Consider the following 24,153-nt stretch of genomic DNA (forward strand, 5'->3'; position numbering starts at 1 on the left):
GGCACCTAATCCTTCTCCCATCCAGACTGTAACTGTCGGCTTTGGATTTACACCAAATCATGCGTTTTACGGCTCACAGGCTTTGAGATTTCTCTCTTACTGTCGATTGGGATTTTCACCCGACCCCGAAGGATAATTTATTTAATTGATTTTAGGATAACAACACTTGAGTTTAATTGCAAGGAAATTTGACTTTTATTCTAAAGACTCCTTATAACTTATTGAAGTTCTATATCTGTCAAACAATCATAAAATATATAGATTCTAAATTATTGAGTAAGGGGAAATGAAAATGTTCGCAGTTCATTTTATGGAGAAAAATATAATCGTTTTAACTCAAGTATTAAGAGATATCCCTGCGGTAGATAGCGATCTAAAAATCAAAGGTCGAAAAGGCAAGGTAGTTAGTGTTCATGAGACAGAAAAAGATGGAATTCATGTGCAGGTTGAGTTTGAAAAAGTAATAGACAAAACTAAAATTTCCATAAAAGATCTTGGGAAGAAAAAAAGAAAATAAAAATTATAGAAACCCGTTGAATGATTGCTTGATTCATTCAACGGGTATTGTGTATTAGTGAATATCTCTTTTCTTGAAGCTACCGCCCCTCACTTCTGCTACATCTGTAATCACAACAAAAGCACTAGGGTCCAATTCCTTAATAATTGTTATTACTTTGTTCTCTTCCATACGAGTTATTACACATGTGGCAATATCTATTTTTTCATGTGAAAAACCACCTCTACCACTGGAAAAGGTAACTCCACGTCCTAAACGATCCTGAATCGCAGAACCAATCTCCAACGAATGTTTACTAACAATACGAACGGATTTCGAGCTTTCCAGTCCGACTTGTATAACATCAATAGCAATTTTAGCTATGTAATAAGTTGTGGCTGAATATAAAGCACTTTCTAATCCATAAATAAACCCTGCACCTATAAAAATAAATGCGTTAATTAATAAAATAATATCTCCTACAGAGAATGGGACTTTTCGGGAAACAAGGACTGCGAGTACTTCAGCTCCATCAAGTGCACCACCGTTACGAAGGACAACCCCAATACCAACGCCTAACATAACACCACCAGAAATTACTACTAATAATGGATCTTTAGCGCTTAAAATCGGTTCAATTTGGTGCATTAAAACCGTTGAAACAGATAATGCTGTTATCCCGATAATACTCATTAGAGCGAAGGTTTTTCCCACTTGTTTATAACCTATATAAACAAAAGGGATATTTAATACAAATAATAATACTCCTAGTGGAATACCAAACAAGTATGTACCCATGATACTAATACCTGTAACTCCTCCATCAATTACAGAGTTAGGTATTAAAACAGCTTCTAGTGCATAACCTGCAATTGCTGCACCTATGACAATCATAATTATTCGACGAATTGTATCCGCTACTTTGTTCGTTTGCATGAATTCGAAAACTCCTTTATGTAAAAGACTAACAAAATTTGTACACTATAATATAACTTTATAGAAAAACTACCCTCCGTAAAAGTTTGAATATGAATTTTATAGAAGAAAAGCCAGTCAGTTTAATATATTTACTGGCTTTCTGCGTATATTTTATTAGGTTCCACAAAATGTTTTATACGGTCCTGAGGTATCTGAGGGCAGGTTAGTATAATCTATATAATCGGAACTATAATCGTAAGGGCTCGTAATTACTTGGAGAAGATTTTCTAATATACTATAATCTTCTCTTTCGATTGCTGCTTCAAGTGCTTCTTCTACCCGGTGATTTCGCGGAATGACCACTGGATTACTTTTTTGCATCAACTGTTGGATGAAATCTTTAGACACATCCTGTTCATCAAGTCTCTGTTGCCATTTTTCATGCCACAGGTCAAAGTCTTTTTTTCCGAACAAATCAGATTCATCTATTTTTCCAAGTGTTAGAAGACGAAATGTATTCGTATAATCTGCTCCGTATTTCTCCATAAGTTGAAGCAACGTATCAATTAACGAAATATCCTCATGTTCTATATTAAAAATCCCTAATTTATTTCCCATTCCTGCAAGCCAATATTCTTCATACTTTTCTGGATATGCTGTCATCGCTTTTTGAGCTAGTTCGACTGCTTGTTCTTGGTCTTCATGTATAAGCGACAATAAACTTTCCGCTAAACGGGCTAAATTCCAAGCACCAATATTCGGTTGATTTTCATAGGCATAACGAGCTTGAATATCGATTGAGCTAAATACCGTCTTGCGGTTATACGTATCCATAAATGCACAGGGGCCATAATCGATTGTTTCGCCACTGATTGTCATATTATCAGTGTTCATCACACCGTGAATGAAACCAACCAGTTGCCATTTGGCTATTAAAGCGGCCTGACGCTCAATCACTTCTTGAAGGAATAAAAGATAACGATTTTCTTTATCCATTAATATTGGATAATGTCTTTCTATAGCATAATCCGCTAATGCTTTAAGATCCTTAGGAGTTCCCCATTTTGCGGCGAATTGGAATGTTCCTACACGTAAGTGACTGGCAGCAATACGAGCCATTACAGCACCTGGTTGGACCATTTCCCTCATAATATCCTCTCCAGTAGTAACTACAGCAAGACTACGTGTTGTTGGTATACCAAGACCATGCATCGCTTCACTAATAATATACTCCCGTAGCATTGGTCCAAGCCCAGCTCGGCCATCCCCTCCTCGCGAATAAGGTGTTCTCCCAGAGCCCTTAAGCTGTACATCAAACAATTCTCCTGAAGGGCTTATATGTTCACCTAGCAACAGAGCTCTTCCATCTCCTAACATAGTGAAATGCCCAAATTGATGCCCAGCGTAAGCCTGTGCTATTGGTATCCCACCTTCTAACGCGCGATTACCAGCAAGCTCTTCCACACTTACTTTACTTTTTAAAGCTGTATAATCGAGTCCAAGTGACTTTGCCAATTTTTCATTGAGTATAATTAATTTGGGGTTATTAACAGGATTAACGTCCATCTCACTAAACATTATATTTGGAAGACTCGTATAAGTATTTTCTAAGTTCCAACCAATTTTTAGATTATTTTCCATCATCGTATCTTCCTTTCTGTATAAGGCTTGCATATTTAAATATTGTTCTATAATTATTATACCCTTACTTGAGCAAGATACGCTTCACTTGATAAAATGGTTGCTTTTATGAACAGGAATCCGAACACTTAAAGCAAAAACACGAGCCACATTGGCCCGTGTTTTTATTTAAACAGATAGTTTTTATATAATGGTCTAATTCCATTCTTCACAATTTTACTCAAAGTGCTATTGCTTCTGGTTTCTTCTTTTCTCGTGTAAACAATTGAATTAATAACAAAATAGCAAAAATTATTAATCCAGCAATATCCGAAAAGCTCTCCGGATAAATTAAAAGCAAACCAGCTCCAATTGCAAATATTCTTTCAATCCATGTTACTTTGCGATACCAGTAGCCAATCATTCCTGCTCCGATTGCAATCATCCCGGTGATTGCTGTAAAGACAACCCATAAAATTTCCCATAGGTTCGTATCTATCATTAGTAGAGCTGGTGAGAAAATCACCATATAAGGAATGATAAATGCTGCAACTGCTAATTTTGCAGCTACAACTCCGGTTTTAATAGGATCACCACCAGATACCCCTGCTGCTGCGAATGCTGCAAGTGCAACCGGCGGTGTAATATCCGCAATAATTCCAAAGTAAAACACAAATAAATGTGCTGATAAAGCGACAACTAAAGGAACTGTTGCTCCAGCAGGCAAATCAAGCATCAATAGCGTAATGATAGCCGGCGCAGCAATTGTTGATGTAATAACATAATTGGCAGTCGTTGGAGAACCCATACCTAAAACAATAGATGCCAACATCGTAAAGAATAGTGTTAAGAATATATTCCCACCCGAGGCAGAAATTAGACCATTCGCTAAACTTAACCCCAATCCAGTTTTTACTACAACTCCAACAATTATACCTGCTGCAGCTGTTGCCGCAGCAACTGCCAATGCTGTTCTTGCTCCATCGACAAGAGCATCTATTATGTCTTTAAAGTTCATTCTCGTTTCTTTATCGATTGCACTAAATACTACAGCGGCAACGATACCCCATAATGCTGCTTGCATTGTTGGGACCCCAATAAACATTAGAACAATAATCGCTATAATCGGAATTAATAAATATAACTTTTTCAAAACTTCTTTTCGATCAGGCATCTCTTCTTTCGACATACCTTTTAGACCAACACGTTTTGCTTCAAAATGTGTCATGATCCAAATACCAGCAAAATATAAAACCGCTGGTATTGCTGCTGCCTTTGCTATTTCCCAATAAGTTATACCACCTATAAATTCAACCATTAGGAATGCTGCTGCCCCCATAATCGGTGGCATTAATTGACCACCAGTTGAGGCCGCTGCTTCTACTCCTCCTGCAAATTCCTTTCGATATCCAAGTTTTTTCATCATTGGAATCGTATAAGAACCTGAGGTTACTACGTTAGCTACAGAGCTACCAGAAATTGTGCCTTGTAATGCACTGGAGAAGATCGCAACCTTTGCAGGCCCTCCAACTAATCTACCTGCAAGTGTTACAGCAAGGTCATTGAAGTACTGCCCAACTCCGGTCTTTACTAAGAAAGACCCAAATAGCAGGAAGACAAATATAAATGTTGCAGATACACTAATAGGTGTACCTAATATTCCATCTGTTGTAAAGAACATTAAATGCACTAAACTGCTTAAATCCTGCCCTCTGTGTGCTAAGAAACCTGGGAAATACTGTCCGAAAAAAGCATATACTAAGAACACAGTAGCGATTATCGTAATTGGTAACCCCACAGTTCGACGGGCGGCTTCTAAAGTTAATATTATTGCTAATGTACCTATTATAAAATCTAAATCGGTCATAGTTCCTACTCGAAAAACTAACTCATCGTATTGGATTGGCCAATAAAGACCTACTCCTAAGGATAGCAAAGAAAAAAGATAATCATAAATTGGAATTTTTCTTTTTCTTATAGATTTCTTTCGCGCAGGGAACATTAAGAAAATGAGTGATAATGCAAACCCTAGGTGTATAGATCGCTGGATATAGGCTGTAAATTGGCCTTGGATAGCGGTATAAAGTTGGAATAAAGAAAAGGCTAATAATCCAAAGAAAATTACCTTTTTCATTATGCCATCTACGGACCTAGTATTAGATTCAGGATCGTATTTCTGTAAAATGGCTTGTTGCTCTTCTTCCGATAACTGTTTAAAAGATTCTGTTTCATTGGATTCGCTTGGTTTTATTTGTTTTTCAGTCATTCATCTTAACTCCTTTCAATTGTTCATATAGCGATAATTTTTTCACTTTAAATTCATAGGATTTACTTCGTTCCAGTAGTTGTTTTAAGTCATATTCCATTTGTCCGTATTGAAATATTAAATCCATATCAATATTCGCAACTAAAAGTGTAAAGGAATTGATTATTTCATCATCATATGAAAGTTTATACATACCATCTTTTTCTTCAAAAGTTTGGCCTTCCTCAGCATATCCTGGCATCCCAATCGCTAAATCCTCATAAACCATTGATACTAGTTGAATTTTGGCATCCTTTGTAATTCTGTAGGATTCTATTACATCGCTTTTATGTATAGAATGAGTGTATTTAATTTGGAAATCTCTTTCTTCTTCAACCGGTAAATAGAAAAAATTAGGATTCTCACTTCTTGTTTCTGTAAAAACAAATGCTTGCTTAAATGGCAAGAAAAATGCAAGTCCAATTACACAAATGAGGATTATTACTCCAAGCATATTAAGAAATCGCATATCCTCTCCACCATTCTTTCAATCAAAAAGGGGCATGTAAGCAACCGCAACATGCCCCAATGCATTAAATTTTATTTATTTACTTCATCAAAGTATTTTTGTGCGCCAGGATGAATTTTAATCCCAATACCTTCTAGCCCTGTTTCTGGTTTAATAAATTGACCTTTTGGATGTGTAATACTTCCAGCGTTATCAAAAATCGCTTTTGTCATTTCATACACTAAGTCCTCTGGTAGCTCATTAGTTACAGCTAGCATCGCTAATACAGAAACTGTTGGTACATCTTGAGTTAAGCCGTAAGTACCTGATGGAACTATGTCTTTAGCATAATACGGATATTTTTTGATAAGCTCATCCGCTTTAGCATCATCAACTGGAACGATTACTACATTTGCAACTGCATTTAATGCTTCTACAGCCCCAGTTGGAGTACCAGCAGTAATAAATGCCGCATCAATTTGACCAGCTTGTAAGCTATCTTGTGATTCCCCAAAATCTAGGTTTTGTGCTTCAATATCGTCCATTGTTAACCCATGAACTTCAAGTAGCTGTTCTGCGTTTGCATATGTCCCTGATCCAGGAGCACCCACAGAAATTTTCTTGCCTTTTAAATCGTCAAACGTTTTAATACCAGTTTTGTCTGTTGTTACTAATTGAACTGTTTCTGGATAAAGCGCACCTAGTGCAGAAATCGTATCAACTTTATTGTCCTTAAACATTAATTCACCTTCTGTTGCATAGAAAGCAATATCAGTTTGAGTGAAAGCTATTTCTGCTGTACCTTCTTTTAAAGCAGTCATATTTGCTGCTGAGGCTTGCGAAACTTCTGCTGTTGTTTTAATCCCAGTTTCTTTCGAAATCAATTCAGCAAATGTACCTCCCAATGGATAATACGTTCCTTGGACCCCACCTGTTAACAAACTTAAAAACTTGTAATCTTCTTTTTTCTTACCAGAGTCACCATCTGATGAAGATCCTTCATCTGTTGTGCCACAAGCTGCAAGTATTAATAAAACAAAAACGCTTAGAATACTCAACAACTTAAATTGCTTTTTCTTCATGCAATTTCCCCCTTTTATATATATTCCCAATGCACATAATAATATTACCATATTAGTTTATCTAATTACCACTCAATTATGTGTTTTCAGTTATTTATGAACCTACATCCCGGTTCATAACTACCTGGACAACAAGAAATTTTACTCATTTTATAATAAAAAGCATTCATCTAATCAAATGATTAAATGAATGCTTTTTTATATAAGAAATTAAGAACAGCTATCGTATGTTGTGTTTTTTACTTTAGAACCAGTTTCACCTCTAAGTAAGTCACCCTCAGTTGCTTCAATAATTTGGTTTGTTACGTTGTTTGAGATGGAATTTGCTACTAATTGTAACAGACTATTTACATCTCCTTGGGATTGCTTAAATTCTTGCACAATTGGAAGACCGTCAATTTCTTCTTCGATTGCTGCAATTTTACCTTCAATCATTTTTAGCGCTTTTTCTTTTCCTAAATGCTGAAAGTTGACAGCTTGTTTTTGCAAGCTTTTTAGACTTGCAATTTTTTCACGGACCATTGTATTTTCATTGATTTGCTCTTCTGCACGTTTGAAAAATTCAACTTCCTCCGTATTGGCAATCATTGTTGCAATTTCTTTTGCTTTTTCAATAATATCGTCTCTAGTATATTTTGTAGTAGACATTATACTCCCACCTTTTGCTCGATTGTTTCACTCACTAGCTCCCCAGTAAGTGACCATGTTTTAGATTCTGTTATTTTAACTTTCACTAATTGCCCAATGCTCTCTTTTGGACCAACGAAATTAACTAATTTGCTCTTACTTGTATAGCCAGCAAGGACATCTGGGTTATTTTTACTTTCGCCTTCGACTAACACTTCGACAATTTGTCCATCATACTTTTTCATCGCTTCAGCGGACATATCATTTACTAGCTTATTTAAACGTTGAAGTCTTTCTTTTTTTACTTCCATCGGCACGTTATCCACCATCTTGGCAGCTGGTGTACCTTCTCGTGGAGAGTAAATATACGTATAGGCAATTTCGAAGCCTACTTCTTTATATAAAGACATTGTTTCTTCAAACTGTTCCTCAGTTTCATTTGGGAATCCAACAATAATGTCCGTTGTTAGAGATACATTTGGGATAGCAGTTTTTATTTTACGAACTAGCTCTAAATAATGCTCTCTAGTATACTTACGAGCCATTATTTTAAGTATATCCGATGAACCTGACTGAACTGGAAGGTGAATATGGTCGACTAAGTTTCCTCCTTTTGCAAGCACTTCGATTAAATGATCATCGAAATCTCTAGGATGACTAGTCATAAATCTTATGCGAGCTACGTCAATCTTCTGGAGGTCAGCCATTAAATCACCAAAGCGATAATTCAAATCTTCAAAGTCTTTTCCATATGCATTAACGTTTTGACCAAGCAATGTTACTTCTTTGTACCCTTGAGCAGCTAGATGTCTAATTTCTTGAATTATATCTTCCGGACGGCGACTACGCTCTTTTCCACGTGTATATGGAACGATACAATATGTACAGAATTTATCGCAGCCGTACATAATGTTGACCCATGCTTTAATCGAACCTTTACGTACTCGCGGCAGGTTTTCTATAACGTCTCCTTCTTTAGACCAAACTTCGACAACCATCTCTTTTGAAAGGTATGCTTCGTTTAATATGTTAGGAAGACGGTGAATATTATGTGTTCCAAAAATCATATCTACTTGATTGTAAGTTTTTAATATTTTATTTACTACTGATTCTTCCTGCGACATACATCCGCAAACACCGATTAATACATCTGGATTTTTTTGCTTTAAATGCTTAAAGTGTCCAAGCTCTCCAAAAACTTTGTTTTCAGCATTTTCGCGAATGGCACAAGTATTTAGTAAAACAACATTTGCATCTTCTACAGTATCAGTAGGTTCATATCCAAGTTGCATGAAAATACCTGCCATCACTTCGGTATCATGCTCGTTCATCTGGCAGCCATAAGTGCGAATATAAAATTTTCTATTTTGACCCATGCCTTTAAATTGCTCTGCAATTGCAAAGTCGTTATGGTATTCTACCTCTTCTTTTCCACGTTTTTTCGCATCTTTTAATGACGGTGGAGTATAGACTGCTTGAAAATATTTACTATAATCCTTCTCAGATTTTTTATCTAAAGTGCTAGGTGCCTTCACTTGAGTACTCTGTAAACGGGATTCTTCGTTCATAAAAACTCTCCTTTCCTACGTTCATGAAAAGTACATATATCCACCCTATTATACTGAACAGTACTCTATTCCTACAAGGCATTCAGCTTAAAATTTCTTAAATGGACATATATGTTGATTTTTACAAAAATAAAGCTCATGAACGTTAAAATTCATGAGCTTAGATATTTTTACATAAAGTCTTGAAGTAATGCATTGAATTCTTGTTCACTCATCTTCAAGTTTTGATCGATAAGTGGTGTTGGTGCGTAGCCTGGAACTTGTTCTTGGTACGATGGTGCATTTTCATCTTGGTAGATGATTCCTGTTACAAGCCCTTCTGTTTCCATTACTACTTTCATCGCATCTTCTCTGTTACTAGAGTCATATCCTTCGACATTAGACAGCTTTGTTAAATGCTCTTTAAACCAATCATACGTATTTACTTTATTGTATGTTACACATGGGCTAAAGACATTAATAAAAGAGAAACCTTTATGATTAATCCCTGCTTCGATTATTGCAGTTAGCTCTTTAATATCCGACGAAAATCCTTGTGCTACAAAAGTTGCTCCAGATGTAAGTGCTAGTTCTAGTGGTTGAACGGATGGTTCAATAGCTCCACCTGGAGTTGACTTCGTTTTAAAGCCCTCTGCTGAACGCGGGGACGTTTGACCTTTTGTTAGACCATAGATTTGGTTATCCATAACAACATATGTGATATCGATATTTCGACGGATGGAATGAATGGTGTGTCCCATCCCTATTGCAAATCCATCTCCATCTCCACCAGAAGCGATGACGTGTAGATCTTTGTTTGCCATTTTCAACCCTTGTGCTATTGGAAGTGCACGGCCGTGAATGCCATGGAATCCATAAGAGTGAATATATCCAGAAATTCGTCCAGAACAGCCGATTCCTGAAATGACAGCTAAGTCATGTGGTTGAATACCAACATTTGCAGCAGCGCGTTGAATTGCTGCCTGTACAGAGAAGTCACCACATCCCGGACACCAGTTAGGTTTTACGTTGTTACGAAAATCTTTAAATGTTACCATCTGTTAGCAACTCCTTTACTTGTTTTGCAAGCTGTAATGGTAAAAATGGTGTGCCGTCATATTTCGTTACACTAACCAATTTATCATGACCGCCGACATTCATTTTAATAATATTTGCTAATTGGCCTGTTGCATTATTTTCGACTACTACTACTTTTTTCGCTTTTGCAACTAATGATTGCATTTCTTCCACTGGGAATGGATGAATTAAACGAATATGTGCATGATTTACTTTTACATCACTTTCAATAAGTGTTTGCTGTAATTCTTCAAGCACCCCTCTAGTAGAGTTGAAGCCAACAAATAGTATATCTGCTTCTTCGTATGGTGCGTTTACATATACAGGTTCTCTAAAGTTAATATGGTTAAGCTTTCCTAAACGTTTATCCATTTGAGCTTTACGATTTGTCGCTGCTTCAGACGGCTTACCTGTTTCATCATGCTCTACTCCAGTTACATGGTGAATTGCATGCTCCGTACCAGGTAGGACACGTGGTGAAACGCCATCTTCTGTTAGTTCATATCGCTTAAAGTACGATTTATCTTCAGCAACAGGAACTTCTTCATGTTCCACTAATTTACCACGTCTGATTTCCACCTTCGAATAATCAAATGGCTCTACCGTTTGTTTACCAAGTGACAGTTGTAAGTCAGATAAGATAATTACTGGAAGCTGTAATTCTTCTGCAATATTGAAAGCTTGAATCGTATCATAGAAAGCTTCTTCTCCTGTACTTGGTGCAATCACTACTTTTGGAATTTCTCCATGTGTACCATAAATCATTTGCATAAGATCGGATTGTTCTTGTTTAGTTGGTAAGCCTGTTGAAGGTCCCCCACGCTGTGTATCTACAATTACGAGCGGTTGCTCCGTCATACCAGAAAGACCGATTGCTTCCATCATAAGAGAAAGTCCCGGACCAGCAGATGCCGTAAACGCACGGACACCACCATAGTTTGAGCCAATTGCCATTGTAGCTGCAGCAATTTCATCCTCTGTTTGAATAACTGCTCCACCAAATAGTGGTAGTTTTTTAATCATATATTCCATAATTTCTGACGCTGGAGTGATTGGATATGCTGCCATAAAACGAACACCCGCTGTTAGTGCGCCAAGTGCAATTGCATCATTTCCTATCATAAACATACGGTGTTTTCCGTCTGCAGGTGCAATTTCCCACTCTCCCAAACGGTCTCCTAGCTGTTCAGCCATTGTATCAAAGCCCTGTTGAATTGCTTCCATGTTTTTTTCTACTACTTCTTGTCCTTTTTTGCCGAAAATTTCATCTACTACACCTTGGAAGACACCTTTGTCCAAGTTAAGTAGTGCAGCACTTGCGCCAATTGCTACCATGTTTTTCATAAGAGATGTTCCAAGCTCTGCCGCTATCTCTGTGAAAGGGACAATATACATTGGAGCCTTACAATCTTCAGGTGCTACTGGCGAGAATTTTGCGTCAGCAAGAATAACACTTTTTTCTGTTAACTCTTTGTAGTTGACGTCAATTGTTTCTTGGTCAAATGCAACTAAAATATCTAAATCATCTGGAATTGTACGAACTTGTGTTGGACGTACACAGATTTTATTGTTTGTATGGCCACCTTTAATACGTGATGAGAAATGACGGTACCCGTACAGATAATATCCTAGGCGATTCATCGCCATTGAGAAAATTTCCCCTGTACTTTCAATACCCTCTCCTTGCTGCCCTCCTACTTTCCAAGAAAGCTGTTGCAACATATAAACATCTCCTTACTATTCGATTAAATGCTAATTTCTTTCATTAGTTTATCATGAAGTGCCGTTTATCACTATGTATTCCCCATTTTTTTATCGAAAATCAGACCTTTGACGGAAACGCTTCGTCACAAATTATTCTTATAAAGAATCTATTAAAGAAAAACCTGGAAATTCCGTTGATTTCAGCTCCGGTCGGAAGCTTTCCGTGGGCACGGTTTGAGCTGGAGTCTCTCCTTCGTGCTTTCCCACAGGAGACCCCGACCTTCTCTACAATCAACAATAACCTCGTTTATTTAAAAAAAGTTCCATACAATACCACATCAAATTAAAGTCTGCCTATTACATCAATCATTGGACTACAACCCTAATCTTAATAAATTACCGGTAATTTGAATGGAATTGATTGTTTAACTAAAATTTGCCCGATCTTTTTATGTTAGGGATAAGCTGTGCCAAATCTCTCCGTGTAGTACTACACATAAATTGATCTTCGTTATAGGCGGCGACTCCGATTGAGACCAGCAGGATGTGGGGTATGCAATCGTTGCCGCAGGACGCTGCGTTCTAGGCTACTGTCCCACCACCTGTTTCTACACTCTTGCTTCGAAACATGAAAATGCTCTCTAACGGAAATCATAGGATTATTCGTTCTTACAAGTCTCTTAAATCCAGAATCACAGAATATTTTTATATACTTTCCTATCATTTAAAAAGAGAGTTCGCTACTCTATGAGCAGCGACCTCCCGTTTACTTTACTTTTTTTTCAACAAGTAACTTTAAAGCAGTTCGATCTTCACCCGATATAATAATATCCGTGAAGGCAGGAGAACAAGTTAGGTCTGTTCCACTCGGTGCTACGAATCCTCTGGCAATCGCTATCGCTTTGATAGCCTGATTTAATGCTCCTGCTCCTACTGCTTGCATCTCTGCATACCCTTGTTCTCTAATTACTGCAACCAATGCCCCAGCAACTGAATTTGGGTTTGAACGGGAAGATACTTTTAAAGAATCCACTATCATTTCTCCTTTTGTCGCTATATTATGAACTTGCTTCTGGTCCATAACTTAACGTATGCGCAGGAGTATTGATTTAGACTTTTTAGCCTTTGAATGGGTAATCTTCGTTTATATAAATTCGCTCTTGGTGTAATGCTTTTCCAGTGTTATTGTCTACTTCTACAAAGAAGCCGCTTAGTACAGTACGCCCAGACTTTGGAACTTCAAATCGAGCAGGCATATTCGTTTGGAAACGATAAAGCACATCTTCTTTTTTCATGCCTAAAACACCATCGTACGGCCCAGTCATACCTACGTCTGTGATATAAGCTGTTCCACCTGGTAATATGCGAGAATCAGCTGTTTGAACATGTGTATGGGTTCCAACTACTACAGATGCTTTTCCATCTAAATGCCAGCCAAAGGCAATTTTTTCACTTGTAGCTTCTGCATGAAAGTCCACAAAGATGATAGGGGATAATTTTTTTGCTTCTTCTACCATTTCCGTTGCCATTTTAAATGGATCATCATGTGGGGGTAAAAATGTACGTCCATGCATATTAATCACTGAAATTGTATGGCCATTTTTAGAAATTGAAGTCATCCCTTTACCAGGAGCATCCTCTGAAAAGTTAGCAGGTCGTATTAAGTAGTCTGTGTCATCAATAAAATCCATAATCTCTTTTTGATCCCAAGTGTGGTTTCCCATAGTTACTACGTCTACTCCCATGTGAAGCAATGACTGAAAAATACTCTTCGTTATGCCTCGTCCAGCGGCTGCATTCTCTCCGTTAGCAATAACTACATCTACATCATATTTTCTTTTTAGTCTCGGCAAATAGTCTTCTAACGTATCCCTACCGATTGATCCAACGATATCTCCTATAAATAATATTCTCATTACTACTTCCATTCCTTTCACGAAAAAAAGGCTTCATTTCGAAGCCTTTTTTAATACTAACTTATGAGACAGTGAAATACCATAAATGAATATTATTTAGCGTACTCTACTGCTCTAGTTTCTCGAATCACAGTCACTTTAATATGACCAGGATAATCTAATTCTTCTTCGATTCGTTTACGGATATCTCTTGCCAAACGATGAGCAGTTAAATCATCAATTTGATCTGGACGAACCATTATACGAATTTCTCGACCAGCTTGAATAGCAAATGATTTTTCTACACCTTCATAGGATTCAGAAATTTCCTCTAGTTTCTCTAATCGGCGAATGTAGTTTTCGAGTGTTTCACTTCTTGCACCCGGGCGTGCTGCGGATAATGCATCGGCAGCTGCTACTAATACAGCAATAACTGAAGTAGCTTCTGTATCTCCGTGATGAGAAGCAATACTATTTATAACTACTGGATGTTCTTTGTATTTTCTTGCAAGCTCAACACCAATTTCTACATGGCTTCCTTCTACTTCATGGTCAATTGCTTTCCCGATATCATGGAGTAACCCCGCGCGTCTTGCAAGTGTTACGTCTTCTCCGAGTTCCGCAGCTAACAATCCGGATAAGTAGGCAACTTCTGTTGAGTGTTTTAACACATTTTGACCATAGCTCGTACGATAACGAAGTCTACCAAGAATTTTCATAAGATCCGGATGTAAATTGTGAACACCTATATCGAATGTAGTTTGTTCACCAATTTCACGAATTTGTTCATCAACTTCTCTTCTAGACTTTTCAACCATTTCTTCAATTCGTGCCGGATGAATTCGTCCATCCTGTACTAGCTTTTCAAGTGCTAAACGGGCAGTTTCTCTTCTGATTGGATCAAAGCCTGATAGAATTACGGCTTCTGGCGTATCATCAATGATTAAATCGATTCCTGTTAACGTCTCTAGTGTACGAATATTTCGACCTTCACGACCAATAATGCGACCTTTCATCTCATCATTTGGCAAGTTAACTACAGAAACAGTTGTTTCAGCAACATGATCTGCTGCAAAACGTTGTAACGCTAGGGAAAGAATCTCACGAGACTTTTTATCGGATTCTTCTTTAGCTCTAGTTTCCGATTCCTTCGTCATTACAGCAATATCCGTAGCAAGTTCATTTTCTACTTCTTGGAGAATTATTGTTTTCGCTTCATCTCTAGTTAGAGTAGAAATTCTTTCTAGTTCAGTTTGTTGTTTCTTAACTAGTTCATCCACTTTGCTTTCCTTCTGTTCGATATGCTGTTGTCTTTCAGTTAGAGCATCATCTTTACGCTCAAGACCTACTTCTCTCTTGTTTAGAGCATCATCTTTACGATCAAGGTTCTCTTCTCTTTGTAATAACCGATTTTCCTGTTTTTGCAGTTCCATACGGCGTTCACGGATGTCAGATTCTGCTTCATTTCGTAATTTGTGAGTTTCATCTTTGGCTTCTAAAAGTGCTTCTTTCTTCAACGCTTCCGCTTCTCGCTTTGCTTCATCTATGATGATTGCTGAAGATTGTTTTGCACCAGTCACTTTTGAATCGTTCACGTTTTTCAGATAAATATAACCAACAACGGCACCGACAATCAGACCAAGCAAAGCGGAGATGATAATTTCTGTCATTCGAACACCCCCTATTGCTATACTTTTTAGTTTCAGTCGGCACGTATATATAAAAACATATACGCAATGCCTATAATCATTTAATAATAAAGAAATTATACAATTTTAATTGTATAGATGTAGAAATACTCTGTCAAGGAAGGGAAGAATAATATATTCAAACTAGGACAAAATAAACCTTTCCGTATGAATCAATTTCATGAAAGCATATTTTATAGTGAAATCCGAACAATGCTGATTTTCGCTTTAGGAGTACGCTTTCAGCGGGCACGGCTCGAGCATGAAGTCTTTCGCTTTTGCTGTTCCCGCTGGAGTCGACGCAGTACACAGCATTTGCTAAAAGATTAGTTGTTCTTTCAAAAAAAATAGTCTCCCAAATAAATGAGAGACTATCGGGATATTATTCTTCATCTAATAACAATTCAAATTCCGCATCTTCTTCCTCTTCGACCTCATGCGCACCAATCGTTAAAGCGCTTGCGGCCATTCCAAGTGATTCACGGATTTTTGCTGTAACCTCAGCTTTGATAGAAGGATTTTCTTTTAAATATTGTTTTGCGTTTTCTCTACCTTGACCTATACGTTCTCCATTATACGCATACCATGAACCACTTTTTTGAATAATATCAAACTCTGATCCTATGTCAACAGCTTCTCCTTCTTGAGAAATTCCTATACCATACATAATATCTACTTCTGCAGTTTTGAATGGTGGAGCTACCTTATTCTTTACTACTTTAATTTTCGTTTTGTTACCTACAATATCGGTACCTTGTTTAATAGCTTCTGAGCGTCTTACTTCTAAACGAACAGAACTATAGAATTTAAGAGCACGTCCACCTGTTGTAGTTTCCGGATTTCCGAACATTACTCCAATTTTTTCACGAACTTGGTTAATGAAAATAGCAATCGTGTTCGATTTATTAATAACACCTGAAAGTTTGCGTAATGCTTGAGACATTAGTCGAGCTTGAAGACCCATATGAGAATCTCCCATCTCTCCTTCTATTTCAGCTTTAGGTACTAAAGCAGCTACCGAGTCGATTACTAAAATCTCAATTGCTCCACTACGTACAAGCGCCTCTGCTATTTCAAGTGCTTGCTCTCCTGTATCTGGTTGTGATAATAGCAATTCGTCAATATTTACACCAAGTTTTTGTGCATAAATTGGATCTAATGCATGCTCTGCATCGATAAATGCTGCTTGCCCACCAGTTTTTTGTATTTCCGCAATGGCATGTAGCGCAACAGTTGTTTTACCAGAACTCTCTGGACCGTATATTTCAATAATACGTCCTCGTGGATATCCGCCTATACCTAGTGCAGCATCCAATGCTAATGAACCACTAGAAGAAGTCTCAATTTCTAGATTTGTTTTTTCTCCTAGTTTCATAACAGAACCTTTACCAAACTGTTTCTCTATTTGTTTCAACGCCATATCTAAAGCTGCTTTACGATCATTATTAGCCAATTAAATTTCCTCCTCAAAAGAAATGTTGATGTTTTTTATTTCTACTCTTACTATACTCGGTCTTTGAGAAATTTACAAGAAAAAAGCGAACGTTCATTCGTTTATTTTTTGCAACAATTTAATTTTGGGAGTGAAAAACGGCACAAAAATGAATTTTGGGCCGTTTTTATCAATCAAAATTAAATATCTGCTAATTTTTGTTCTTGCAACAAACGTATCAAATAATAGATTGTCAGCTTAACTGTTCTAATCCTATTCGTGTTTCGTAACCCGGATAGATTTAGTTTATACGTAAAGGACTTCGTATCACCTATGGCAATTCCAATCCAAATAGTACCTGCTGGTTGACCACCATGACCATCTGGACCTGCTGCTCCAGTAATACCAACGCCTATATCCGTCTGGAATTTTTCTTTTACGCGAAGTGCCATTTGCTCTGCACACTGACTAGAAACTACGCTATATTTCTCGATAACTTCAGCATCGATGCCTAAATGCTTAATCTTTACGTCTTCCGTATAGGTTATCATCCCACCCACCAAAGCTTCTCCAATTCCTGGTACTGCAGCAAGCTCCGATTGGAATAGTCCTGCTGTCATGCTTTCTGCCGCTGAAATAGTCAGGTCATTTTCAATAAGGATATCTCTCAGTTTTGAAGGCAAAGAATCATTATTGTAGCCATAAACAAATTTACCAACACGGTTTAGTATTTCACCCTGTAAGGCTTCAATCTTTTTCCAAGCTTCTTCTTTTGAATTACTTTTTGCTGTTAATCGAAGTGTAACTTCACCATCAGAGGCAAGTGGTGCAAGGGTTGGATTTGTTTGGTTGTCTAGTAAATCCTGTACTTCTGTTTCCAGTTCTGCTTCACCAATTCCATAAAAACGAATGACATGAGACATTATTACATTTTCATCTAAAAGAAGCTTCGGAAGCAATGGCTTTGCCTCGAATTGGAACATCGGCTCCATCTCTTTCGGAGGACCAGGTAGTAACATATATGAATGACTTTTTGTAGAAAGCAACATCCCTGGTGCCATCCCATGTTTGTTTTCTAGTACAGTAGAGCCTTCTAAAACAAGGGCTTGTTTTTTGTTGTTTTCTGTCATTTTACGACCCATACGTTTAAAGAAATCTTCAATATATATGATTGCATGATTATCTAAGACTAGGTTCAAACCTAAATGCCTCGCTATAGTTTCCTTCGTTAAATCATCTTTTGTAGGACCCAATCCACCAGTGAAAATGATGAGGTCTGCTCGTTTTTCTGCTGTTTGAATCGATTCTAAAAGTCTATCCGCGTTATCTCCAACAACCGTATGATAGTATACATCTAGACCAATCTCTGCTAATTGATTGGATATAAAACGTGCGTTAGTATTAGAAATCTGTCCAAGTAATAACTCCGAACCTACTGCAATAATTTCTGCTTTCATGAAGTACTTCCTTCCTACTTAGAATCTAATAATACCTTACGATTCAAATAAAAATAATCCCAGCCTGACCAGACTGTAAAGAATAGACATACATATAGCATGATCATATCAAAAGGAATATGGAACATTTCAAAGAATATATTCCCCAATAAAAGGGAAGAAATCGCTATTATTTGTGTCCACATTTTTATTTTACCTAATTGATTGGCAGCCACTACCTCTCCTTCGTTAGCTAATATTAAACGAAGACCAGTTACTGCAAATTCACGGCTAATGATTAATATTACTACCCATGATGGCGCCATTCCAAACTCAACTAAAATGATTAAAGCAGCAGAAACTAATAATTTGTCAGCAAGAGGGTCAAGAAATTTCCCCATATTCGTAACTAAATTATATTTTCTTGCATAGTATCCATCGATAAAATCTGTAATCGAAGCAATGATAAAAATAATCGCACCTACAAGATGACCGACTGGAATTGTTGACCCAAGTAGTGTAATATCTCCCCAATTAAAGTCAACCAGCATAAAGAACATAAAAATAGGAATTAAAAATATACGAAACAATGAGATTTGGTTTGGTATATTCATCTTCATAAAAAAACTCCTTTCAATATCAAATAAAATAGCCATCAATAAGATGACTATTTGTTGAACTGTATTACTGCGTTTTGAGTAACTTCTGTACTTTTAAACTCTACTATTTCATCATTTATTGTAACAGTATTTCCAGGAGCATGTCCAAGACGTATACGAATTTTAGACAAAGCACTTGCATCAAATTCAAAGGTTTCTCCAGCTTTAACCGATTGATCCACAAGAATTTTGTCATTCTCATCTCTAATATTCAACCATGTAGTATTTACAGCGACTACTTTTACTAGATAACTTTCCGCATTCGTTAAATTGTATGTGGAAGTTACACCTTGCGATTCTACAAAAGTTAACTGCTGTGTAGGCGCTTCTGGTTCTTCTATAACCTCTTCGGCAGGTTCTTCTTCCGAAGCATCCTCTTCACCAGGCTTTACATTCTCGTTATCCTCAAACGTCGGTTTTTGCTCTTGTACTAACTCATCGTTAGCGACTTCAGGTTCTGGATTGTCTGGTCTATTTTGAAACAAAGTCCAAACGATTATGATGATAGCAACGATAAATACGGCAACCATTACCATCGGGAAAATCTCCATAAACTTACTTGAAGATCTACCACCTAAGGCTCTTCTAGAGGGTGTTGCTGGAATATTTTTAGTAACTTCTTCATTCGACGGTGAAGGGATCTCTGTTTTATATGCTTCTAATAATTCGTCTCCATTTAACCCAACTGCTTCAGCATACTGTTTGATAAAAGCACGAACGTAAAAAGCACCTGGCATTGTTGCATAATTACCTTCTTCAATACCTGCCAAGTATCGTTTTTGAATTTTTGTTATTTCTTGCAAATCGTCAATACTATAACCTTTTGCTGTTCTCGCTTCTTTTAAACGAGCCCCAAGTTCAGTCAACTAAAACACCTACCCGTTAAAAATTGAATCCACCAAATCCGCCAAAGCCTGTCATTCCTTTGTCAGACATTCCGTGGTTTTTTTCCATCATTTCATATGTGATTTGTTCGTCAGGATTATGACGAAGCTCGATAATATAGTCAAAATCATCAATATCATACTCCGAATATTGGATGAACATATCAGGATGCTCCACAACCTTTATCGTTGGCATCCGCATCATTTCCCTTACTAACTGAAGATGCTTTTCATCATTTGATTTTCTCGTTACAATACCGTCTAATATAAAAATATTACGATCGCTAAACTCGTCCCCTGCCAATTGGCTTCTAATCGTTTGCTTAATCATTGTTGAAGACAGGAATATCCATTTTTTGTTAGCACATACACTTGCTGCGACCACTGATTCCGTTTTGCCTACTCTTGGCATTCCCCTGATTCCAATAAGTTTATGTCCTTCTTGTTTAAAGATTTCGGCCATAAAATCTACTAAGAGACCAAGCTCGTTACGAACAAATCTAAACGTTTTTTTATCGTCTGCATCTCGTTGGATATATCGACCATGACGGACTGCAAGCCGATCTCTAAGCTTAGGCTCTCTAAATTTAGTCAATTGAATCGTTTCCATTGTAGAAGCGATATGTTCAAAGCGCTCAATATTTTCCTTTTTTTCTGCTTTTATAAGCATACCCCGTCTGCCTTCATCTACACCATTGATCGTTACAATATTAACTCGAAGCATACCAAGTAAAGAAGAAATGTCACCTAAAAGTCCTGGACGATTAACTTGAATTTCGTATTCAAAAAACCATTCACTAGCCATGTTATATCTTTCCCTTCTTTATAGATGACGTTTCACTTAATGATTAGTTCTATCATATATGATTTTGGTGTCGAATAAAAGAAAAAAAGAAAAGAGCGTGTATTTCTCTCTTTTCTTTTCCTATAAGCTTTTGCAATTAGTGATATAAACTAATCAAATATACCATCCACCATTAACCCGAATAATTTGACCAGTAATATAGCTTGCCTTTTCACTTGTTAAAAAACCAACCGTATCAGCTATATTTTGTGTCGAGCCGAAAATGCCTGCAGGAATCTCATCCATAATTAGCTGACGTGCCTCTTCTTCAATATGAGCATTCATTTTTGTCTCGATAAATCCCGGAGCAACTGCATTTACTCTTGTTCGCTGCAAGGCAACCTCTTTAGCATAGGCCTTTACAAAGGCATGCTGAGCTCCTTTAGCAGCTGAGTAAGCCACTTCGTATGAGGCACCTGCATCTCCCCAAATACTACCTACAAAGACGACTGAACTACTAGGTTGTTTACGAAGCTTGCTATTCAGTCTTGCTAACAGAGCCATCGGATGCTCTACATGCACCTGAAATAGCAAACGAATATCAGCTAAGCTAGTGTCTTCTAAAGCTTTGTAAAGACTATGTCCCTGGGCAAATACAACCGCATGAAGGCTAAATACAGAATCTGCAATCTTTTCTATACAGTCTTCCTTACTCATATCCGCTTGAATGACGCTAAATTCCTGTTTTGGATAGGAATCATTCAGTTCTTTTAATAAAGTGAAGATGCTAGCTTCATTATTTGCATAGTGAAGATAAATGGACCAACCGGCCTCTGCAAGATTCCTACATATTGCATACCCAATTTCACCAGATGCACCAAGCACTAATGCAAACTTTTTAGTCATTATTTTTTTCAATTGGTAAGATTGTAAACACAGTATGCGCATCCTCGTTTGTTAACGATTGGAATGCTTCTTTTACTTGATCCATAGTTAGTTTCTCTAATGCAGGAACAACATCAAATAAATTCATGTCATTGAAAGAGTAACGAGTAAATTGATTTGCAATATATTCAATGGAATTTAGTGCTCGTAGGAAAAAACCGATTTTTTTACGCACAATACGTTGTAAATCCTCTTCCTTCAAATTCCAGTTAGAAGCGTAGCTCTGAATCGTTTCTTTTATTTTTTCGGTCAGTTCCGTTGGATTGACAGTATCTGAGCCAATCATCGTAAAACCATAGCCTTGCTCCATAGAAAAGTCTGCTGAGTAAGATTCATCGATCCAACCATTTTCGTATATTTCTTGATAAAATGCGGAACTTCTGCCGAATAACATCTCAATTGCAACTTGCATTGCTAACTCATAATTTAACATTTCATCCCCAGAAATATTTGTATTACTCGCTTTAATACCAAATAATACTTTAGGTTTTTGAACATCCATCTGAAGCGTACGTTCTTTTACATCAACTGCCTGTTGCTCCTCAGGGTAGAATCGTTTAATTTCTTGAGGTTCCTCAAATGTTTTCGCTGCTTGATCTGCTTTGATGAAGTCCATCATCTCTTCTGGATTGACTGCTCCCACAACGAATAACACCATATTCGAGGGATGATAGAACGTGTTGTAGCATTCATATAAATGTTCAGCAGTAATATGGCTGATCGTTTCAATTGTCCCGGCGATATCAATTTTAACTGGGAATTCTTTATACATATTCTCAATTGTTCCAAAGTATAGACGCCAATCTGGCTGGTCGTCATACATTGTAATTTCCTGACCAATTATCCCTTTTTCTTTTTCCACAGTTTGTTCCGTAAAATAGGGCTGCTGAACGAAATCCAACAACGTTTTCGTATTATCTAAAACATGGTCAGTTGAGGAAAATAAGTACGCGGTTCTAGTAAAAGAAGTAAATGCATTGGCAGATGCACCTTTTTCACTGAACTTTTGAAAAACATCCCCTTCTTCTTTTTCAAACATTTTGTGTTCTAGAAAATGAGCAATTCCATCAGGAACAATGACAGGCTCATCCTTACCTAAAGGAATAAATTCACGGTCGATTGAGCCATATTTTGTAGTAAAAGTGACAAACGTCTTTGAAAATCCTTTTTTCGGAAGGATATAGACATCTAAGCCATTTGGAAGTGTTTCGTTGTATAATGTTTCCTCTAATTGTTCAAAATAATTTTTATTCATTTGCTGCACCTTCCTTACCTGAAAGGAAATAAACAAATTCCTTTTCAATCGTTAATGCCGTTTGTTGAATTTGTTCTTTAGTTACATCCTTCCACTTTTCTATCCAGTTGTCTACAGTAAAGGATGTATTCAGTTCTTTATATTGATCGTATATTTCAATTTGAGCTCGTGCAGAATCTAAAGCTTCTTTTAGTTGATTGGTAAGCATTGACTTCGTTTGGTTTAACTCTAGGTCGGAAATTTCGCCCGCTTGCAAGGCTTTAAGTTGTTCATCAATTAATGCCACTGCTTTTTCCTGTAAATTAGACTCTATTCCCGCTAGTACAAAGATTAAACCGTAGAGAGATGAATAACTACTCGATGCGTAATAGGCCATACTTTCTTTTTCACGAACATTCATAAAAATTTTGGAATGAGAAAATCCACCTAAAATACCATTAGTCAGCTGCATAACCGGAAACTCTTCTGAGAAAAAAGTGATCGGTGTTTGATAGGCAATATGAAGCTTTCCTTGTTTCATTTCTTGAATTTCATGAAGAAAATTTTTGTCATTCTTTTCGTTTGGTATCTCTTCTGCTTTTTCAAGTACTTTTGTGCGATCAACAAATGAAAAATGATTCGTCATTTTTTCTTTTATCTCATCGACGTTTACATCACCAACAATATAGATAGACAGATCATCTTTTGTTAATAATTCCTGATGCATTTCGATTAGCCGATCGTTTGTAATCGCTTTAACAGCATCTACGGTTCCATTAGATGAAATAGAAGCTGCCTTATTTGGACGAATATTCTCTAACAAACGCTGCTGGGCATATCTTGTTTTGTCATCATACATGGATTGAATGCGCTCAATAACCTGTTCTTTTTCTCGTTTTACAATCGCTTCATCAAATTTTCCATTCACTAAATTTGGTTTGAAAATAACGGTATGTAATAAAGAGAATACCTCATCGACAATTTTTTCATTGGATAAGTAAGCATCATTTACAGTTTCCGCGTTCAATGAAAAAATATGATGGCTTCCTTTTTTTGTCGTATCAAAATACAAAACAGTTCCGTACAAATCATCTAAACGCTTTCTAAAAGCTACATTTGTAGGAAATACCTCATTGCTAAATTGTAATATATTCGCGAGTACCGCACGAATAGATGCCTTTTCTACTGTTAAAGGCTGTTTCCATTTGAATGAGATGTTGATTGTTTTAAATTGTTCTGTAGGTCTCACAAAAAGCTTAACGCCACTTGCAAGTTCAAATTGTTGAAACATACGTGATCCCCCTTTTATTCTAGTGTATCTCATAAGACGATTCACTATACATATGCTAATTATATCAGTACATACAAAAAG

The 24,153-nt window shown here is 37.0% G+C and carries 21 protein-coding genes and 1 riboswitch; of the genes, 1 reads left to right on the plus strand and 20 read right to left on the minus strand.

The window, feature by feature from the left end:
- Positions 1–5: 5 nt before the first annotated feature.
- Positions 6–137: riboswitch (FMN riboswitch) on the minus strand.
- A 155-nt stretch (positions 138–292) separates the two neighbouring features.
- The gene (locus ACIQX2_RS00325) at positions 293–517 is read left to right on the plus strand and encodes a hypothetical protein (RefSeq protein ID WP_402845824.1); all 225 of its coding nucleotides are present in this window, start codon (positions 293–295) and stop codon (positions 515–517) included.
- Positions 518–571: 54 nt separating this feature from the next.
- Here ACIQX2_RS00325 and ACIQX2_RS00330 read toward each other — a convergent pair whose 3' ends face one another.
- The 20 genes from ACIQX2_RS00330 to yfmF form a co-directional block, all read right to left on the minus strand.
- Positions 572–1,432, minus strand: coding sequence for a YitT family protein (locus ACIQX2_RS00330; RefSeq protein ID WP_402845826.1), 861 nt, complete (start codon positions 1,430–1,432; stop codon positions 572–574).
- A 156-nt stretch (positions 1,433–1,588) separates the two neighbouring features.
- On the minus strand, positions 1,589–3,055 hold the full coding sequence (locus ACIQX2_RS00335) for a protein adenylyltransferase SelO (RefSeq protein WP_402845828.1): 1,467 nt from the start codon (positions 3,053–3,055) through the stop codon (positions 1,589–1,591).
- A gap of 220 nt (positions 3,056–3,275) precedes the next feature.
- Complete coding sequence (locus ACIQX2_RS00340; RefSeq protein WP_402845830.1) at positions 3,276–5,300, minus strand: TRAP transporter permease; 2,025 nt, start codon at positions 5,298–5,300, stop codon at positions 3,276–3,278.
- Entirely contained in the window at positions 5,293–5,808 is a 516-nt protein-coding gene (locus ACIQX2_RS00345; RefSeq protein WP_402845832.1) for a DUF1850 domain-containing protein, read from the minus strand. Before ACIQX2_RS00345 ends, ACIQX2_RS00340 begins: the two co-directional genes overlap by 8 nt.
- Positions 5,809–5,879: 71 nt before the next feature.
- Complete coding sequence (locus ACIQX2_RS00350; protein ID WP_402845834.1) at positions 5,880–6,869, minus strand: TAXI family TRAP transporter solute-binding subunit; 990 nt, start codon at positions 6,867–6,869, stop codon at positions 5,880–5,882.
- Positions 6,870–7,079: 210 nt separating this feature from the next.
- Positions 7,080–7,517: a YlbF/YmcA family competence regulator gene (locus ACIQX2_RS00355; protein WP_093060210.1), complete on the minus strand. Its 438-nt coding sequence runs from the start codon at positions 7,515–7,517 to the stop codon at positions 7,080–7,082.
- A complete protein-coding gene (gene miaB / locus ACIQX2_RS00360) occupies positions 7,517–9,064 on the minus strand; it encodes a tRNA (N6-isopentenyl adenosine(37)-C2)-methylthiotransferase MiaB (protein ID WP_402845836.1) in 1,548 nt (515 codons plus the stop codon). The genes ACIQX2_RS00355 and miaB overlap by 1 nt, the downstream gene beginning before the upstream one ends.
- A 170-nt stretch (positions 9,065–9,234) precedes the next feature.
- On the minus strand, positions 9,235–10,101 hold the full coding sequence (locus ACIQX2_RS00365) for a 2-oxoacid:ferredoxin oxidoreductase subunit beta (protein WP_402845838.1): 867 nt from the start codon (positions 10,099–10,101) through the stop codon (positions 9,235–9,237).
- Entirely contained in the window at positions 10,088–11,842 is a 1,755-nt protein-coding gene (locus tag ACIQX2_RS00370; protein ID WP_402845840.1) for a 2-oxoacid:acceptor oxidoreductase subunit alpha, read from the minus strand. The genes ACIQX2_RS00365 and ACIQX2_RS00370 overlap by 14 nt, the downstream gene beginning before the upstream one ends.
- Positions 11,843–12,590: 748 nt before the next feature.
- Entirely contained in the window at positions 12,591–12,857 is a 267-nt protein-coding gene (locus tag ACIQX2_RS00375; protein WP_093060206.1) for a stage V sporulation protein S, read from the minus strand.
- Positions 12,858–12,942: 85 nt separating this feature from the next.
- Positions 12,943–13,740, minus strand: a complete 798-nt coding sequence (locus ACIQX2_RS00380; RefSeq protein WP_402845842.1) for a TIGR00282 family metallophosphoesterase — start codon at positions 13,738–13,740, stop codon at positions 12,943–12,945.
- Between the two features lie 92 nt (positions 13,741–13,832).
- A complete protein-coding gene (rny, locus tag ACIQX2_RS00385; protein WP_402845844.1) occupies positions 13,833–15,389 on the minus strand; it encodes a ribonuclease Y in 1,557 nt (518 codons plus the stop codon).
- A 400-nt stretch (positions 15,390–15,789) separates the two neighbouring features.
- On the minus strand, positions 15,790–16,860 hold the full coding sequence (gene recA / locus ACIQX2_RS00390; RefSeq protein ID WP_402845846.1) for a recombinase RecA: 1,071 nt from the start codon (positions 16,858–16,860) through the stop codon (positions 15,790–15,792).
- A 179-nt stretch (positions 16,861–17,039) separates the two neighbouring features.
- Positions 17,040–18,296 (minus strand): competence/damage-inducible protein A, encoded by a 1,257-nt coding sequence (locus tag ACIQX2_RS00395; RefSeq protein ID WP_402845848.1) that lies wholly within the window; start codon positions 18,294–18,296, stop codon positions 17,040–17,042.
- A 14-nt stretch (positions 18,297–18,310) separates the two neighbouring features.
- Complete coding sequence (gene pgsA, locus ACIQX2_RS00400; protein ID WP_402847457.1) at positions 18,311–18,889, minus strand: CDP-diacylglycerol--glycerol-3-phosphate 3-phosphatidyltransferase; 579 nt, start codon at positions 18,887–18,889, stop codon at positions 18,311–18,313.
- A 53-nt stretch (positions 18,890–18,942) separates the two neighbouring features.
- A complete protein-coding gene (locus ACIQX2_RS00405) occupies positions 18,943–19,800 on the minus strand; it encodes a helix-turn-helix domain-containing protein (protein WP_402845850.1) in 858 nt (285 codons plus the stop codon).
- Positions 19,801–19,816: 16 nt separating this feature from the next.
- Positions 19,817–20,623: a DUF3388 domain-containing protein gene (locus ACIQX2_RS00410; RefSeq protein ID WP_402845852.1), complete on the minus strand. Its 807-nt coding sequence runs from the start codon at positions 20,621–20,623 to the stop codon at positions 19,817–19,819.
- Positions 20,624–20,776: 153 nt separating this feature from the next.
- Positions 20,777–21,508, minus strand: coding sequence for an elongation factor P 5-aminopentanone reductase (ymfI, locus tag ACIQX2_RS00415; RefSeq protein ID WP_402845853.1), 732 nt, complete (start codon positions 21,506–21,508; stop codon positions 20,777–20,779).
- Complete coding sequence (gene yfmH, locus ACIQX2_RS00420) at positions 21,501–22,802, minus strand: EF-P 5-aminopentanol modification-associated protein YfmH (RefSeq protein ID WP_402845855.1); 1,302 nt, start codon at positions 22,800–22,802, stop codon at positions 21,501–21,503. Before yfmH ends, ymfI begins: the two co-directional genes overlap by 8 nt.
- On the minus strand, positions 22,795–24,072 hold the full coding sequence (yfmF, locus tag ACIQX2_RS00425) for an EF-P 5-aminopentanol modification-associated protein YfmF (protein WP_402845857.1): 1,278 nt from the start codon (positions 24,070–24,072) through the stop codon (positions 22,795–22,797). The genes yfmH and yfmF overlap by 8 nt, the downstream gene beginning before the upstream one ends.
- Between the last annotated feature and the right edge of the window lie 81 nt (positions 24,073–24,153).

Origin of the sequence: Psychrobacillus sp. NPDC096623, from assembly GCF_044762655.1 — a bacterium.
Taxonomy (GTDB): Bacteria; Bacillota; Bacilli; order Bacillales_A; family Planococcaceae; genus Psychrobacillus.

Bases quoted from the DNA above. Each gene is read 5' to 3' on its own strand.
- ACIQX2_RS00325 (WP_402845824.1), top strand. From the start codon at position 293: ATGTTCGCAGTTCATTTTATGGAGAAAAATATAATCGTTTTAACTCAA.
- ACIQX2_RS00330 (WP_402845826.1), bottom strand. From the start codon at position 1,432: ATGCAAACGAACAAAGTAGCGGATACAATTCGTCGAATAATTATGATT.
- ACIQX2_RS00335 (WP_402845828.1), bottom strand. From the start codon at position 3,055: ATGGAAAATAATCTAAAAATTGGTTGGAACTTAGAAAATACTTATACG.
- ACIQX2_RS00340 (WP_402845830.1), bottom strand. From the start codon at position 5,300: ATGACTGAAAAACAAATAAAACCAAGCGAATCCAATGAAACAGAATCT.
- ACIQX2_RS00345 (WP_402845832.1), bottom strand. From the start codon at position 5,808: ATGCGATTTCTTAATATGCTTGGAGTAATAATCCTCATTTGTGTAATT.
- ACIQX2_RS00350 (WP_402845834.1), bottom strand. From the start codon at position 6,869: ATGAAGAAAAAGCAATTTAAGTTGTTGAGTATTCTAAGCGTTTTTGTT.
- ACIQX2_RS00355 (WP_093060210.1), bottom strand. From the start codon at position 7,517: ATGTCTACTACAAAATATACTAGAGACGATATTATTGAAAAAGCAAAA.
- miaB (WP_402845836.1), bottom strand. From the start codon at position 9,064: ATGAACGAAGAATCCCGTTTACAGAGTACTCAAGTGAAGGCACCTAGC.
- ACIQX2_RS00365 (WP_402845838.1), bottom strand. From the start codon at position 10,101: ATGGTAACATTTAAAGATTTTCGTAACAACGTAAAACCTAACTGGTGT.
- ACIQX2_RS00370 (WP_402845840.1), bottom strand. From the start codon at position 11,842: ATGTTGCAACAGCTTTCTTGGAAAGTAGGAGGGCAGCAAGGAGAGGGT.
- ACIQX2_RS00380 (WP_402845842.1), bottom strand. From the start codon at position 13,740: ATGAGAATATTATTTATAGGAGATATCGTTGGATCAATCGGTAGGGAT.
- rny (WP_402845844.1), bottom strand. From the start codon at position 15,389: ATGACAGAAATTATCATCTCCGCTTTGCTTGGTCTGATTGTCGGTGCC.
- ACIQX2_RS00395 (WP_402845848.1), bottom strand. From the start codon at position 18,296: ATGAAAGCAGAAATTATTGCAGTAGGTTCGGAGTTATTACTTGGACAG.
- pgsA (WP_402847457.1), bottom strand. From the start codon at position 18,889: ATGAATATACCAAACCAAATCTCATTGTTTCGTATATTTTTAATTCCT.
- ACIQX2_RS00410 (WP_402845852.1), bottom strand. From the start codon at position 20,623: ATGGCTAGTGAATGGTTTTTTGAATACGAAATTCAAGTTAATCGTCCA.
- ymfI (WP_402845853.1), bottom strand. From the start codon at position 21,508: ATGACTAAAAAGTTTGCATTAGTGCTTGGTGCATCTGGTGAAATTGGG.
- yfmH (WP_402845855.1), bottom strand. From the start codon at position 22,802: ATGAATAAAAATTATTTTGAACAATTAGAGGAAACATTATACAACGAA.
- yfmF (WP_402845857.1), bottom strand. From the start codon at position 24,072: ATGTTTCAACAATTTGAACTTGCAAGTGGCGTTAAGCTTTTTGTGAGA.